Annotated in this window: 15 protein-coding genes; 3 read left to right on the top strand and 12 right to left on the bottom strand. The window is 56.6% G+C overall.

Going from position 1 to position 12,958, the window contains the following annotated elements:
* Positions 1–394: 394 nt before the first annotated feature.
* Positions 395–1,171 (top strand): AAA family ATPase, encoded by a 777-nt coding sequence (locus tag ACR0KM_RS19060; protein ID WP_480861165.1) that lies wholly within the window; start codon positions 395–397, stop codon positions 1,169–1,171.
* 139 nt (positions 1,172–1,310) lie between these two features.
* Positions 1,311–1,613 (top strand): hypothetical protein, encoded by a 303-nt coding sequence (locus ACR0KM_RS19065; RefSeq protein WP_480825942.1) that lies wholly within the window; start codon positions 1,311–1,313, stop codon positions 1,611–1,613.
* Between the two features lie 216 nt (positions 1,614–1,829).
* Here the strand turns inward: ACR0KM_RS19065 and ACR0KM_RS19070 are convergent, their stop codons facing one another.
* From ACR0KM_RS19070 to ACR0KM_RS19125, 12 genes are all read right to left on the bottom strand, one after another.
* Complete coding sequence (locus ACR0KM_RS19070) at positions 1,830–2,639, bottom strand: N-6 DNA methylase (protein ID WP_480825945.1); 810 nt, start codon at positions 2,637–2,639, stop codon at positions 1,830–1,832.
* Positions 2,636–2,839: a hypothetical protein gene (locus tag ACR0KM_RS19075; RefSeq protein WP_480825947.1), complete on the bottom strand. Its 204-nt coding sequence runs from the start codon at positions 2,837–2,839 to the stop codon at positions 2,636–2,638. The genes ACR0KM_RS19070 and ACR0KM_RS19075 overlap by 4 nt, the downstream gene beginning before the upstream one ends.
* Complete coding sequence (locus ACR0KM_RS19080) at positions 2,836–3,702, bottom strand: DUF932 domain-containing protein (protein WP_480861164.1); 867 nt, start codon at positions 3,700–3,702, stop codon at positions 2,836–2,838. The genes ACR0KM_RS19075 and ACR0KM_RS19080 overlap by 4 nt, the downstream gene beginning before the upstream one ends.
* A 710-nt stretch (positions 3,703–4,412) precedes the next feature.
* Positions 4,413–5,201, bottom strand: coding sequence for an HAD family hydrolase (locus ACR0KM_RS19085; RefSeq protein WP_480825951.1), 789 nt, complete (start codon positions 5,199–5,201; stop codon positions 4,413–4,415).
* An 89-nt stretch (positions 5,202–5,290) separates the two neighbouring features.
* A complete protein-coding gene (locus ACR0KM_RS19090) occupies positions 5,291–5,827 on the bottom strand; it encodes a hypothetical protein (protein WP_480861163.1) in 537 nt (178 codons plus the stop codon).
* A gap of 332 nt (positions 5,828–6,159) precedes the next feature.
* Entirely contained in the window at positions 6,160–6,702 is a 543-nt protein-coding gene (locus tag ACR0KM_RS19095; protein ID WP_480825955.1) for a hypothetical protein, read from the bottom strand.
* Positions 6,699–7,091: a PIN domain-containing protein gene (locus ACR0KM_RS19100; protein WP_480825957.1), complete on the bottom strand. Its 393-nt coding sequence runs from the start codon at positions 7,089–7,091 to the stop codon at positions 6,699–6,701. Before ACR0KM_RS19100 ends, ACR0KM_RS19095 begins: the two co-directional genes overlap by 4 nt.
* A complete protein-coding gene (locus ACR0KM_RS19105) occupies positions 7,088–7,345 on the bottom strand; it encodes an antitoxin (RefSeq protein ID WP_480457392.1) in 258 nt (85 codons plus the stop codon). Before ACR0KM_RS19105 ends, ACR0KM_RS19100 begins: the two co-directional genes overlap by 4 nt.
* A 175-nt stretch (positions 7,346–7,520) precedes the next feature.
* On the bottom strand, positions 7,521–9,383 hold the full coding sequence (locus tag ACR0KM_RS19110; protein WP_480825959.1) for a ParB/RepB/Spo0J family partition protein: 1,863 nt from the start codon (positions 9,381–9,383) through the stop codon (positions 7,521–7,523).
* 251 nt (positions 9,384–9,634) lie between these two features.
* Positions 9,635–10,006, bottom strand: a complete 372-nt coding sequence (locus tag ACR0KM_RS19115; protein WP_480825961.1) for a DUF3768 domain-containing protein — start codon at positions 10,004–10,006, stop codon at positions 9,635–9,637.
* Between the two features lie 696 nt (positions 10,007–10,702).
* Positions 10,703–11,143 (bottom strand): VOC family protein, encoded by a 441-nt coding sequence (locus tag ACR0KM_RS19120; protein WP_480825963.1) that lies wholly within the window; start codon positions 11,141–11,143, stop codon positions 10,703–10,705.
* A gap of 552 nt (positions 11,144–11,695) precedes the next feature.
* Positions 11,696–12,565, bottom strand: coding sequence for a LysR family transcriptional regulator (locus ACR0KM_RS19125; RefSeq protein ID WP_480861162.1), 870 nt, complete (start codon positions 12,563–12,565; stop codon positions 11,696–11,698).
* A gap of 83 nt (positions 12,566–12,648) precedes the next feature.
* Here ACR0KM_RS19125 and ACR0KM_RS19130 point away from each other — a divergent pair, with 83 nt between their 5' ends.
* Complete coding sequence (locus ACR0KM_RS19130) at positions 12,649–12,957, top strand: YciI family protein (protein WP_480861161.1); 309 nt, start codon at positions 12,649–12,651, stop codon at positions 12,955–12,957.
* Position 12,958: the final 1 nt, after the last annotated feature.

Genomic DNA, 12,958 nt, shown 5'->3' on the forward strand with positions numbered 1-12,958 from the left:
ATCCCGCAAAGAAAGCTTAGGATGTAGATGGTCCGTAGCGCGAGGCACGATCGTTTGACACTTGCCGCGCACCAATCGCCACCTCGCGTCTGCCCCAGTGCAAATGCCATTATGGTGTCGCCGTCTGACTGGCGGGCTTTACCAGATGGCACATGGCACCGGACCATTGGCAAGTTCCACATGCCTGATTATCGCCAACCATCTGGCATATGGCAAATGTCTGTTGGCAATACTCTTTTGGCATTCTTGGTTATAGACGCTTGAGGATTGCTTAGAAAAGCAATAGCGTCTTTGTCAGCGCGGGTGACGGGTCGCGCGATAACTTGCAATCGCGAGCCCGGTTGTAGCACGCCGCTGCGCGGCGTGGCTTTCGGGCGTAGACCCGGAGACCAAATTGAAAATCTATGCCGCTGTAAACTCCAAAGGCGGAGCTGGGAAATCTTCCATGCTCGTCGCCTTCGCTTCCGCTTGGCACCATCAAGGCAAACGTGTCCGTATCCTCGATCTGGATTCACAAGGTACACTATCGGGATGGTTGAATCCGAATAACGGGTTGGAGCCGATCCCCGCAGATGAACTTCTGATCGAGGCCGGGCAGTTCGCCAGGGAAGATGCGGAGAATGCTAAACTCGCTTATGCCCACATTCTTGAGGCAGAAAAGGCGGGGGGCTTTGACTACCTGCTGATCGACACCAAAGGTGAGCCCAGCATGACCGCCGCAATGGCGATGGCAGTGGCTGACATGGTGTTGTGCCCGTCTGACGGCTCATCGGCAGAATACAATCCAATCCTGGTCACCTACAAATCTTGTGAGGCGGCATTGCAGCAGATCGGCAGCAAAGTGGACCCGAAAGAGAAGTTTCGGATTGTGTTCACCCGGCAATCTGTCGTGCAGTCAGCCGGAATTCAGAAGGGCAAGCAAGCGCTGGCAAAGCAGTTTCAGTGTGTCGGTGGAATCGCCGACACAGCGGCCATGGACGACGCGCTTAGGGCGGGGACAACGATCGGGAGGCTGATGGGATTTGCTGAAGAAGCCACGGAACACGCGGATACGAAGTCAGCCCGGTCGAACGCCCGGCGCATGGCGGATCGGTGCAAAAAGGCGCTGAGCAATGCTGATTATGTCCTAAATGCTCTAAAGGAAAGCGAGGTGCAGCATGCCCCGGCCTAAAAGCATCGATAGCCTGCTAAACGGGTCTGCGTCAGACATCGCGCCAACTGTGACGGATCTGAGCAAGCGGGAACAGGGTGAGCCCTCAACTGACCCAAAGCCAGAATCTGAGCCTGCCTTAGCGGGCAAGACTGAGCCGGTGGTAGATACGACACCGACCACAAAGCCAAAACGGTTAAATCCGGCCCCTACGAAACCAAAGCAGAAAGAACCTGCCCAGCCCGAAGACCTAAGTTCCGCAGGACAACCGATCAGGGTTCAGATTTCCACCTCAGACGGCAGTGAGATTGCAGCGGCACTGGAACAGGTCCGAAGCAACATACCTGCCGCCTTCCAGAAAAACTTTAACCTTGGAGCCTTCTTCAAAGAGGTCCTGCAAGACAACGACGCGGAAATTGCTGCGATGATCCGCGCGACATTAAAGGAAACAGAGGAACATTGATCCCGTTTTGCTCTGTCTTCGCAAAACATCGGCGTTGTGCCTCCGACCGAGGCATCGCTAGCCGAGGGTTCCCCACAGGCTGACGCTGAGATACTTGGGATCTCGGCCTACAGCCTGCTCCGGTCAGGCCAATTTCGCCCAAGGTTGAAATTGACCGGACTGGATAACCCTCGGCCCCACCAGCGGAGACGACATTCCAAGAGAAATAGCCCAGCCTCAAAAGAGGCTAAGCTGGTCGCCTTGGATCGCGGGACCGTCACCCAGCGTTTTGATGCGCTCCTTGCGGGCAGCTTCGTCTTGTGCGGCTCTTTCTGCATCAGCTTTGGCCTGCGCTTCCCGTTCTGCGCGTTGCTTCGCAAACGGATCACCATTCGCGGCAAAGAACACAGGTGCAGCGGCGGTGTAAGCGCCCGAGTAGGTTTCCAAAGTGATGCTGTTGCCGTGAATGACCTCACCGGCTAGCCCACGCGCGGTGAGTTGCAGATAGGCCATGTGATAGGTTGCGCGTGACAACTCGGTTGCGCGGACCCAAACACTTGTTTCAAGTTCAAACCCCATTCCCTCGATGGTGTCGGCCACGGCCAGCAACATGCCGCCCGCCCCGGCCGCGGGTTCGTCAATCGTTATGAACCCCTCCGCCTCGATGATCGCTTTGGCGTCGGTCAAGGTCATTTCCGCCATCATGCGCGATACTTCGTAGGGCGTGAAGAATTGCCCCAGCTTGGCATCCAGAACGCCAAGTTCGCCCGCGACCATTCCGAGGAAATCACACCCTCCGTTACCGATCGTGCCCGCCATGATTGCCAGCAATTCGGGCATACGGCGGATGTCGTCTTTGTTGCGATAGCGCCCGACCACTTCCATATACTGCGTCTCAAGCGCATCTCTTTGGGCTTCATCAGGACAGGCGCGCTTTACCAAAGCACAATAGGCCAGTTCGCAGAAATCGCGGAAAACCTCGTCCCGGTGCTTGGATCGGTCCAGCTCGTTGATGACCCGGACAAAATCTTTGACCGCCGCAATCATGCTGAAGCCTTGATGTCAGACGGGTCATGAACAGTCTGCTCATAGACTGAAACCGCATGACCGCAATCGTCGCAATCCCATGCGTCATAGATATTGGCAAGCTCCCACTGCTGTAGCTCTGCGTTCCATTCTGCATGGGCGTCCCGCTTGACGTTCTGCCCGCCGCAGTTCGAGCAATGGACGGTAATGGGGGCGCTCATGCGCCACCCCCTTTCAACTCAGCCATTTTCTCGGTCAGCGTCCAAAGGGCGCGGTTCAGTGCTTTGTTCTGGTCGATCCCGGCAACGGCGCGGGTCCGCTGTCGGCGGGTCCGACCATCTGCTGTCCGGACACGCCCGCAAATCCCGCCGCGGATGACATTTTCCTGAACCACGTTGAACGCGGTCCACAGATCAGCGCTGCGGTCAGCGTTGCGGCGCGTGCTGAGCAACCGTGTCGCCTCAATCGGTGCGGGTTTTCCGTCTTCTTTGGCCGCATCGGGAAAACGCAACTGGTGTGCGGCTTCGGCCAAAATCTTCCGTTCCGCGTCGTTCACGGTGATGGCCTTGAAGCCCTGCGCCTGCTCCGTGATTTCTTCGGCATCATCCAGAACGGTCAAAGCGCCTTCGATAACTTCGGACACCGCATTCCCCGAATGCCTTACCTTCACCTCGTTAAAGGTATCGCCCACCATCAGGCCATTTGCGCAGACAAACCGGAAGTAACCGGGGATCATCTGATAGCTGCTGGTCCCGTCATTGGCGTTGACCAGAACAATTTCAAAGGACTCGCCGTCGCTGTTCGTGATCGACCGGTGACGAAGCCGCAGCATGTGCTTGGTAAACGCGGCCTTGCCCGGAACACGGGTGTTCGCCTGTTGCGCAAAGAACGGGTCAAACCCTTCTTTCCGCAACCCGTCCAGAACGTTCACGGTCGGAACTGGCACAAAGCGGTCAGAGCGGCTTTCGTGACCTTCGGTTGCAAAAATAGACGGGACAGCTTGGTGCAGCTGGTCGTTGGTCAGCGCCGCCCCTGTCACCAGTCCGCCGCATGACATGCCCCGCATGTAACGATTGTAAGCCATCAGCAATGCTCCTCTGTGGTTGTACGGTGGCCGATCTGCGTCCGACCTGTCCGCTTGCTGTTTGTTGTGAACACAGCAGGCCAAGGAAACGGCCTGCTGGACTGACATCAGCCACCCTCGCCCCTCCGCGTTTTCCCGGCGAAGGAGGGGGGCCGATGGAAAAGATCCGGATCTGATCGGAGGACTGGGGGTCAGGCTGAAAAACGGAAGGTTTGCGCGCTCTGCGCGTGAAAGCCGTTTTTCTGCTTGAGGCGCATGGGAAAGAGATATGTGAGCCGCGCCCCCCGGCGCGGGTCTCTCTTTGCGCCTTCCCCCTGGACCGGATCAGATACGAGAGCTTTTCGGCCTCCTGACGTTCGGGAAAACAAGCCCCGCAGATCGCTTGCCGATCTGCGCTTTGCTCGATGTCTATCGAGCGTGGTCCTTGCAAAAGGCGAAGCGAACGGGCGTCACCCGAAGGGCCGAAACGGACGCGACCAGGCGACTTGCGGCCGCGGTGAAAGCTGGCTCGGATGAGACAGGTTTCACTGCACTCGGGCCGCAGGGAGAATGGGCATTTCCGGTTCGGGGCGTAAGCCGGTAAGGCCGGCTGAAGCCTAGCACGCGGTCACGCGCTGAAGGCGCGGGATTTGCCCACAACCAATATGTCAGCTTTGAAGCGGGACTTAACAGCCGTTCGCCTTATCAGCATCAGTGCCGGCTTACTAATCCTAGTTCACCAATAGCCCCACTTTGCGCGCTCCGGCGATGATGTCGCTGGCAATATAGTGCCCTAGCGCGCGTAATTCGGCATCGGGGACAACGATGTCAGGGACCTGCACTGTAATTAGGCCCGCCGCATGCGCTGCTCGGACGCCGTTGGGGGAATCTTCGAACGCTACACAGGTTGCGGGATCGTGACCCAGACGTGCAGTAGCATGGAGGTAGATATCTGGCGCGGGTTTGCTGGCCGCGACCTGATCACCGCCTACGACGTCGGGAAAAAGCGCACTAAGACCCGCTCGGTCGAGATGCAAATGCGCCTTTTCCGTCTGGGTGCTGGTGGCGATGATGTAAGGTATATCGCGCTCGCGCAGATGTTCGGCCACTGCGCGAACACCAGGTTTTATGGGGATGCAATCTACTAACCGTCGCGTGATTTCTTTGTCCCAAAGGGTTTCGAATTCTTCCAATGTGACACTTCCCGACAGCCCTTCGGTCAGCAGTCGACGTCCCAGCACATTGTTCGTCCCAACTAACCGCAGAAACAAATTGTCATCCTGCGGTAGCCCGAGAATGTTCAGCGCCGTGCGGAAGCCCTCGAAGCATACCCGCTCAGTATCGAGCAACAGGCCGTCCATGTCGAATACAACGGCTTGGGGAAAGGAAAGACGCATAGAGGGGATATCCATGTTGCTTTGTTGATCGCTAGCATCGTTTGTATGGTGAGAAAGCTGACATTCGCACAGATTGCAGCTTAAGTCATCTTGGCTCCAATCCAGACCTTCGCGGCGATTCAACCAGACGGTGCCTGTGGTGATGCGGCGGATCTACGACCGGCCAGAAGCCGGAGCGCAGGAAAGGGCGACTTGCGCCGCCCTGCCCTTTGTTACTCGGCTACTCCATCGTCGTCGTTCCGTTTTGGGAAGGCCACCATTTCAGCGCCGGGGAACATGCTGTGTTTGACGGTGATCGACTTGATTTCGCCGGAAACGTCGTCGGTGTTTACGAAGAGAACCCCGCATCGGTCCCAGTAGTTCGTGCCATCTTTTTCACCGGCTTTGACGTTCAGTTTCAGAGTTTGAGTTGCCATTGTTAGATCCTCGCTTTTGAGTGTTTCGATGAACATGGCTTTTGCGGGCACGAAGGGGGTGTCAGCGGCTATTTTGTTTCGCGATGCAAAGCCGGGCTTGCCCGGCTGCGGAAAATAGCCGTTGAAGCTGCTGATCTGTTGCCAGTTCAGCAGCGCCAAACCCGACTGCTCGCATATGTTCATCTTGAAGAAACACGGGGGAGCGAGGATCTTCATTGGCAACGGAGTGAAAACTGTCAGACCGGCACAAAGGCACGAACTATTGGGAACGATGCGCGCGAAAGGCTTGAATACCGATCCACTACTGATGGCGGCGAAACCAAGTCGATCCATCACACGCGCATCGCTCAGATCCGCGAGCTGGTGGTCTTCCCGAAACGGGATGACCTGAAGGAGATTGGGGCAGCACGTGGTGGCGCAAGTCGCCCTTTTCTATCGGCGGAGGCGAAGGGCCGTTTGTGTCCTGGCGCCAGGGTTCGGCGATGCACCGGACGCAATGGCGGCCGTCACAGCGAAGCGGCCAGTCGGGCCGGCACATGGGGCAACGGCCCCAGGTGCCAAGCGACACCAGAGGAACATCGACGCTGGCACAAGGGCAAAAGAATGGCCCGACGATGCGGGCCACCAGTCTAAACGGAGGAAAATCTGGAGGTATTGAAGCCAGATTAGCGCTTCCGCGCCCGATCCACAACGCCGTCATGCGTGATGGCTGCAATGCGGTCGTCGGTGCGTCGGGACATTTCGATCCCGTCGCCGGTCATCGTTGACTCTGCGTGCGGTGTCCATTTGAAAATGCTGCCATCCGCTTCAACATGTGTTTCATCCTCGGCAGACCGGCGTTTGATCGAACCGTCATGCCGGATTTCAATGATCGTGTTGTCGGCCATGCGGACGGTCACCGAATGATCGTCCACTGCAACACCCTGCCACCATTTGTCGGCATCACGGCGCACAACGATCCGGCTGGGATGCAGTTTGATTTGCACATCCTGGGTGTCTTCAGCATCAACTGCTTTGACGACAACGATGGCCTCCTGCTCAGCGATATCATCATGCAGAGACGCGCTGCCGTTTTTCGGAGGCCACAGTTTCGGCTCCTCGCGTTGGCGCTTTTTTGGGTCCTTGTGAAACGCGATATACATCTGAGCAGATTTCCACACACGGCGGATTGCGTTCTCTGCGGCGGTTGGCGTGGTGACTTTGGTCATTTTTGCCAGTCCTCATAGATCAGATTTTCAACCCGGCGAAACTCTTTGACGTTATTGGTGATGAGTGTCAGGGACCGCGAAACCGCCTGCCCCGCAATCAGCAAATCATATGCCCCAATGGGCGTGCCTTTCTTGTTCAGATCAGCGCGGATCAGACCAGCGGCTCTCGCATCCTCTACTGACAGGTCCAGCACTTCGAACCGGAGCGCTTCGACGCGGGCCACATTCTCAGCAACCTTCGCGCTTTTGTATGCGCCCCAATAGAGTTCATACATGACGACAGAGGGAACACCGAAATCACTAGGCACGTGCGCGGACAAGCGGTCAATCAGGCTGCTATTGGCCGCGATGATCCCAATGACGGCGTTGGTGTCGAGCAGGTATTTCACTTGAACACATCCAGTTCCGGGCGGTCTTGGGGTGGCACATCTTCCTCGGCAGCCCGCGCAGCATCCTCATCAAGCGGACCCAACTTGTGCAGCTCGTCCAACCACTCCCAATCGTTTTCGATGGGTTCAAGAATGACCTTTGAGCCTTCGGCCCTGATCCGCACTTCATCTGTCTTGAACCGGAATTCTTTTGGCAACCGAACCGCCTGAGACCGACCGGTCATGAACACTTTTGCAACCGCTGTATCTGGCATTGCTATCTCCACTTGGTAACTATCATTAGTATATATCACCTTGCCGCTCCATTCAAGCTATGGGTGAGTGAAAACCCTCCTCCATCGGCTGTTTTCCGCGTTCGCTTTCAACCTTTTATCGCCTGCAAGAACGTCATCGGAGTGGCAGGGCGCTTACGCGCCCCACCTGCGGTTTTCAGACCATGCCCTCGGGCAGCCATGTGGCGATCCGCTTCTCGACCGCCTTGCTCAGCTTCATCGCCTCGCGGGTCTCAGGGTCGTTGAACAGCGCGTCCAGCTTCTTGCGCTTTTCGCCAACCTTGAGGCTTTCGAAATTGTTCAGCTGATAGTTGCCCTCTTTGAGACCCAGAACGGTGCGCCAGATATCGTTGAGGTAAGGCCCTGCGATGCGGCTAAAGAAGTTGTCAAAGGTCGGCGTCCAGACCGCGCGAATGTCAGTCTTGACCTCTTTGTCGATCAGGGTTTTCAACTTCTTGTCGCCACCGCTGAGAAGCCCCGCCAGATGCCGGATCAACTCAGCCTGAACGTGGTCGTCGCCCTTCTTGCGGAACTTTCGGAACGCCTTCGCCAGATCGCGGTCAAAGGCGTCACCGTCCCATTCACTCGGTGTCGTCAGACGCTCATCCAGCGCGTAGCCGCTGGCCTCGGTGGTCGGCCAGTTCGGCACATCACTTGCGTTCAGACCGATAGGATCGCCGTATTGCGTTCCGCCTGAAACCTGAAACGCCAGCAGGGCAAGGATCAGATCAGGATCGTTGACGGCGGCATGTTGGCGCGCGCCCGTAACAACCCGTTTCAGATCATCGACAAGAGCCTGTGACATGCGCGGCTTACTTGATGTGTCGGCGGCGTCAGACGTCTTGTGCTTCGATGCGGCCAGCACATCGGCAGCAACCGCCGCCTCTTTGTCCTCGGGCTTTACCAGCCCTTCAACCACATTCAAATCACCGGAGTTGGTGACATGTAGGATGATCCCGGCGCAGTCCTTTTGAACGTCCGAATAGGCTCCGTCCAGAACGGTTTGCAACGCCTGCAACTCGGCTTGGCCTGCCTCGTCCAGAACCTCGGCCTCTGCAAGCTCGGCAAGTTCGTCATAGCGCTCGGCCTGTTCTTCGGTCAGTTCGCCTTGCTCCGCATAGATGCGGGCGCATTTCATCTGGTCGATGTCATAGCCGCTGAAATAGGTCGCATCGATAGTCTCAGCCCATTTCCAACCCTGCTCCTGCCGGATCGTGCGCGCGGCCACCGCCAGCTTGTCGGCAAAACACTGGTCAAGAATGGCCTCATCATCCAATAGGGTCTTTTCGGCAAACAGATCGCCCGACACACGGCCACCGGCCTCTTTGTAGGCATCCAGACCGACATATTTTGCCCGCCGATCCGACGCGCTGACCGCATCCGGTTTCAGCATGTTCTTGATCTGGTATTCCGACAGGTGGCCTTTCCGGGCTTGTTCCAGCACTTGCAAAATCAGGTCGGCATCGTCGCAGATCGTAAACGCAGCAGCTTCGCCAAGGTTGATTTCCGTGGCAGCAAGTGCGTCGATGACCTGTTCCGGCAGCCCCGCCAGTTTCAAACGCTTGTAAACATGCCCCTCTGTCACGGCAAAAGCACGGGCGATGCCGGATGCGGGCGCACCGGCCTTGTCCATTTTGCCATAGGCGCGGATTTCTTCGGCGGGGGTCAGGTTCTTGCGGGTGATGTTCTCCGCCGTCGCCCATGTCTGCGCCGTTTCAACATCCCTAGCGATCATCACCAGCGGGTTCGCCAGTTCGGGGCGGATACTGGCAAGGTCATCGTGCTGTTCAGCCAGATATTGCAGCGCGCGCAGGCGACGTCCACCGGCCACGATTTCTGCGCCGCCCTTGTCGTCTGCCAGACCGGCAATGCTCTGGATCAGGCCAACGGTCCAGATGGACTCGGCCAGTTCGACAACCTCACCCTCTGGCACGGTCTGGCGCGGGTTGATCGGGGATAGTGTCAGCGATGCCAGCGGAAAGCGGGCCTCGGTCGCGGTGATCTTGGTTTGCTTAGTCATAGGGGTAACCCTTTTCTCATGGTGAAATTTTGTGCTATGGGTGCCCTACCCCTTTCGGGGTAGAGCGAGGCCGCTTAGGCGGCTCCGTGACGTTTCAAGAAGGCGCGGGCAATCTTGCCGGAGAGGCCGCCCTTCTTGAGGTTCTTCCAAGCCAACTTGCGCTGACGCTCAATGGTGTATGGGTTCATGTTCTCACCTCCTTTCCTGCGCGGGTTGCGCATCCAGCCCCGACCGCATGGCCGGGACCGAACTCAATAATCGCTGGGGAATAAGATGGTCAGGACGCGGCGCGTCTTGCTCAAATCGGTGGGGGCCGGCGTCCCGTACTGATAGGTCTCGTCGTACAGATCGATCTTGAACCAGACCTTGTGACCCATGACTTCCATGAAACCCATCTCATGTGTGCCGTAGGGGTCATTGTCCTCGGTGAAATCGTCATAGGCGACGATCTGGGCGAGACAAGCAGCAACAAAGACGGGACCCATATTGTCGATAGCGGTCGTCTGAACGATCATCCCCTCCCCGCCCTCGGGCAAGCGCTTGCGGAAAGCGTCATTCTGCTGTGCGATGAGGGTATAATCGACCTGACCTGTTTGCTCGGTCTCTTTTGCGATTGCAGCCATGGTTGACCTCTCTTTCGTGGTGATGCGGTGGCCGATCTGCGTTTGGCCTCACCGCCCTTGTTTCGGTTTATTCCATCGGGTCACGGAAACGACCCGATGGCCTGAACATCGGCACCCGCACCCACCCGCGTTTTTCCCGGCGAAGGAGGGGGCCGATGGAAAAGATCCGTCTCTGATCGGAGGACTGGGGGTCAGGCTGAAATTGGGCAAATTTGGGAGGGACCCGCGCTTGCGCGTGGGAGGAACCGGGATTTTCGCGATTTCTGCTTGAAGCGCATAGAAAAGAGACATGCGAGCCGCGCCCCTGGCGTGGGTCACTCTTCGCGCCCTACCCCTGGACCGGATCAGATACGAGAGCTTTTCGGCCCCGCGACGCTCGGGAAAACAAGCACAGCAGACCGCTATCAGCGGGCTGCTCAGCCAATCATGAGAATGTCAGGGGTGGGGTGAGCGCGGGCGCAAGCCCGTGTCGATCCCCTACCCTGTCTACTAAATCATGCGAGCCGCGCGCCCCGCGCGGAACTCCACCGATTTAACAATGACCCGTTGCAATTTACCCACGTCACCGCACCCGTCATACGGATCGTTCCTTAACAACGGCCCAGTTTGTCAAAAGGCGGGTTGCAACCGTCAGGAGCTACTTTCACTCCATGAAAAAACTCACAGGTCGCAGGACCAAACTACCGCTGATCGCAATCAAGATGAGTAGGGCTGATCAAGTTCCAATATGTTGCCTTCAGAATCACGGACGTAAACCATCATGTGCGGCTTTTCTTCAGTGCCAAAGTTGGTGATTTGGCCCTGTAATGACCCACCAAATCGCAGCACATTATCAACTGCCTTATCTAAATCCGAAACTGAGATTGCCAGATGGCCAAAACCGGGTTCATTTACAGCAGGGACACCCCTTTGGGGTGTTTCGGTGTATTCCATGATCTCCAAGAAGGGTTCGTGATCTTTGAGGAATTCCAACCAGATGGAGTAAATGCCCGTATCTGGCAAACCATTTCCGCGAGAAAACAGTTCGCCGGAAAGCTTCTTGGGCGGACGCCTATCTACGAGGCCGAACACTCCTTTGTAGAAAGCAGACAGTTGATCAGCATCCCGCGCAGTGAGGCTTACATGTGACAATTTCAAAGCGGACTCTCCTGCTTTGCCTACAAACGACCCATCAGTTTGAACGCTACACAGGACCGGACACCCGCGCAAAGTGCCTCATTTTGCAGATTGGATTCTGAGCCCGACTTCTCGTCACATCTCATCGACGACTATTCCAGTGGAGCAGAAGCCGTTAACCGCCCAAAGGCGTTTCATCGGCGATGATCTCGCTGCAGGACACATGATTGATAGCGAAGATCTGGGTCGCTGTTGTCACCGCGTCCAGTGATGGGCAGTCCTTCCTGGAGGCGCATCACGCTTTCTCGTTACGAACTGAACATCGAGCGCCGATCTCCCAAGGGCTGCCTGGATCGATGAAGGCTCCTTGCCGATATCAACCCGAGAGAGACGTTAGCTGAACCTTGCGATATGCATCGGTTGGCCTTTTGATAGTCGAGAATTGGTTCGCAACGACGATCACGTTTCGTAGCGAAGGCCACTGGGCTTATAATTCATCGGAGGCCTACTTCAAGTTCGACAAGCGTGCAGCCGGGTTTCGGCACCTAACGGAATATACGGCACGCCAGTGACTCAATTCCAAGACAGTTGCTTTACCCACTCCCTTGCAACGATGATTGCTGACCGTTCATATGTATCATTATGATGCAGCAGCCAAACATCTCGGGCAAACTGGCCCGTTATGCTATACTGTTCCAGCTTCGTCAGGCGGCGATCATTTTGCCCAATACGGACCGGAAGCAAGGCCTTCCCGAGACCATTCGCTACAGCTTCCTGCGCCACTTCCAGAAATGACACTCGAAGTGGCGCAAGATCTCCACCGGATTGAGACCGCAGCGTTTCGGTCCATTTGGCCTGGGGTCGGCTTTGACCGTCGTCATCGTAACCAATCCACGGCAGCTCTGGTTCACTGTACTGGTCCAAATGCGCCGGGCCGAAAACGCCAAACTCCAAGCTGCCAAGTTTTTGCGCTTTGGTATTTAACCCGCCGGTCGAAGGCCGCGCAAAACGAACAGCCAGATCAGCTTCGCGACGGTTCAGGTCTACGTTGCGGGCCTCGGGCACCAGTTCAATCGTGAGGTGAGGGTGTTCATCTATCAATTTCGACAGGCTTGGAACAAGAATTTGCGAGACGATCCCGGGCACAGAGCTGATGCGAACGCTACCTGAGACAGACGCCCGATCCACCTGTTCGGAAAGTGCCTGATAGTGGCTTTCCATCTGTTCGGCGTGGTTCAGAACGGTTTTGGCGGCGTCTGTTACAATGTAGGTCCCACCACCAGTTTGAATGAAAAGCTTCGTTTCAAGCTCAGTCTCGAGCCGGGCGATCCGCCGCGAAATGGTGGTCTCGGCAACTCCCAGAATTCGACTGGCAGCGGCCAGTCGTCCCGCGCGATAAAGCGCCAGCACAAAGCGGAGATCATCCCAAGCCGTTTTCTGCATTTTTGCAGACTAGTTTTGCACAGATATTGTTTCAACTGGCAAAAACGCTGTGCAACTGTTCTAGGCATCAAATGGAGGCTTCAATGAAATACTTGGTTCTCTTTGAAGACGCAGCAGATGCTGACCCGAACATCCGAACGGAGTTCATGGATCAGCATCTAGGCTTTCTCGAAACGCACGCTGAACAGATTGATGTCGCTGGGCCGTTGAAAGCCTCTTCCGGTCAAGGGCTGGATGGCTGCTGGATCGTGGAAGCAGATAATCCGCGGGATGTTGAACACTTGATCCGTGCAGACCCGTTCTGGCCGACAGGGCTTCGAAAGGCTTATCGAATTGTGGTTTGGAAACAGGTCTTTGCCAGCGGCAATCGCCTCTTCAACGTGCCGGGTTGAT

This window comes from Ruegeria sp. G10 (assembly GCF_056533645.1).

Excerpts from the sequence above, each read along its gene's own strand:
- ACR0KM_RS19070 (WP_480825945.1), bottom strand. The coding sequence starts at position 2,639 with ATGATTGCGGCGGTCAAAGATTTTGTCCGGGTCATCAACGAGCTGGAC.
- ACR0KM_RS19075 (WP_480825947.1), bottom strand. The coding sequence starts at position 2,839 with ATGAGCGCCCCCATTACCGTCCATTGCTCGAACTGCGGCGGGCAGAAC.
- ACR0KM_RS19080 (WP_480861164.1), bottom strand. The coding sequence starts at position 3,702 with ATGGCTTACAATCGTTACATGCGGGGCATGTCATGCGGCGGACTGGTG.
- ACR0KM_RS19090 (WP_480861163.1), bottom strand. The coding sequence starts at position 5,827 with ATGGATCGACTTGGTTTCGCCGCCATCAGTAGTGGATCGGTATTCAAG.
- ACR0KM_RS19095 (WP_480825955.1), bottom strand. The coding sequence starts at position 6,702 with ATGACCAAAGTCACCACGCCAACCGCCGCAGAGAACGCAATCCGCCGT.
- ACR0KM_RS19105 (WP_480457392.1), bottom strand. The coding sequence starts at position 7,345 with ATGCCAGATACAGCGGTTGCAAAAGTGTTCATGACCGGTCGGTCTCAG.
- ACR0KM_RS19110 (WP_480825959.1), bottom strand. The coding sequence starts at position 9,383 with ATGACTAAGCAAACCAAGATCACCGCGACCGAGGCCCGCTTTCCGCTG.
- ACR0KM_RS19115 (WP_480825961.1), bottom strand. The coding sequence starts at position 10,006 with ATGGCTGCAATCGCAAAAGAGACCGAGCAAACAGGTCAGGTCGATTAT.
- ACR0KM_RS19125 (WP_480861162.1), bottom strand. The coding sequence starts at position 12,565 with ATGCAGAAAACGGCTTGGGATGATCTCCGCTTTGTGCTGGCGCTTTAT.
- ACR0KM_RS19130 (WP_480861161.1), top strand. The coding sequence starts at position 12,649 with ATGAAATACTTGGTTCTCTTTGAAGACGCAGCAGATGCTGACCCGAAC.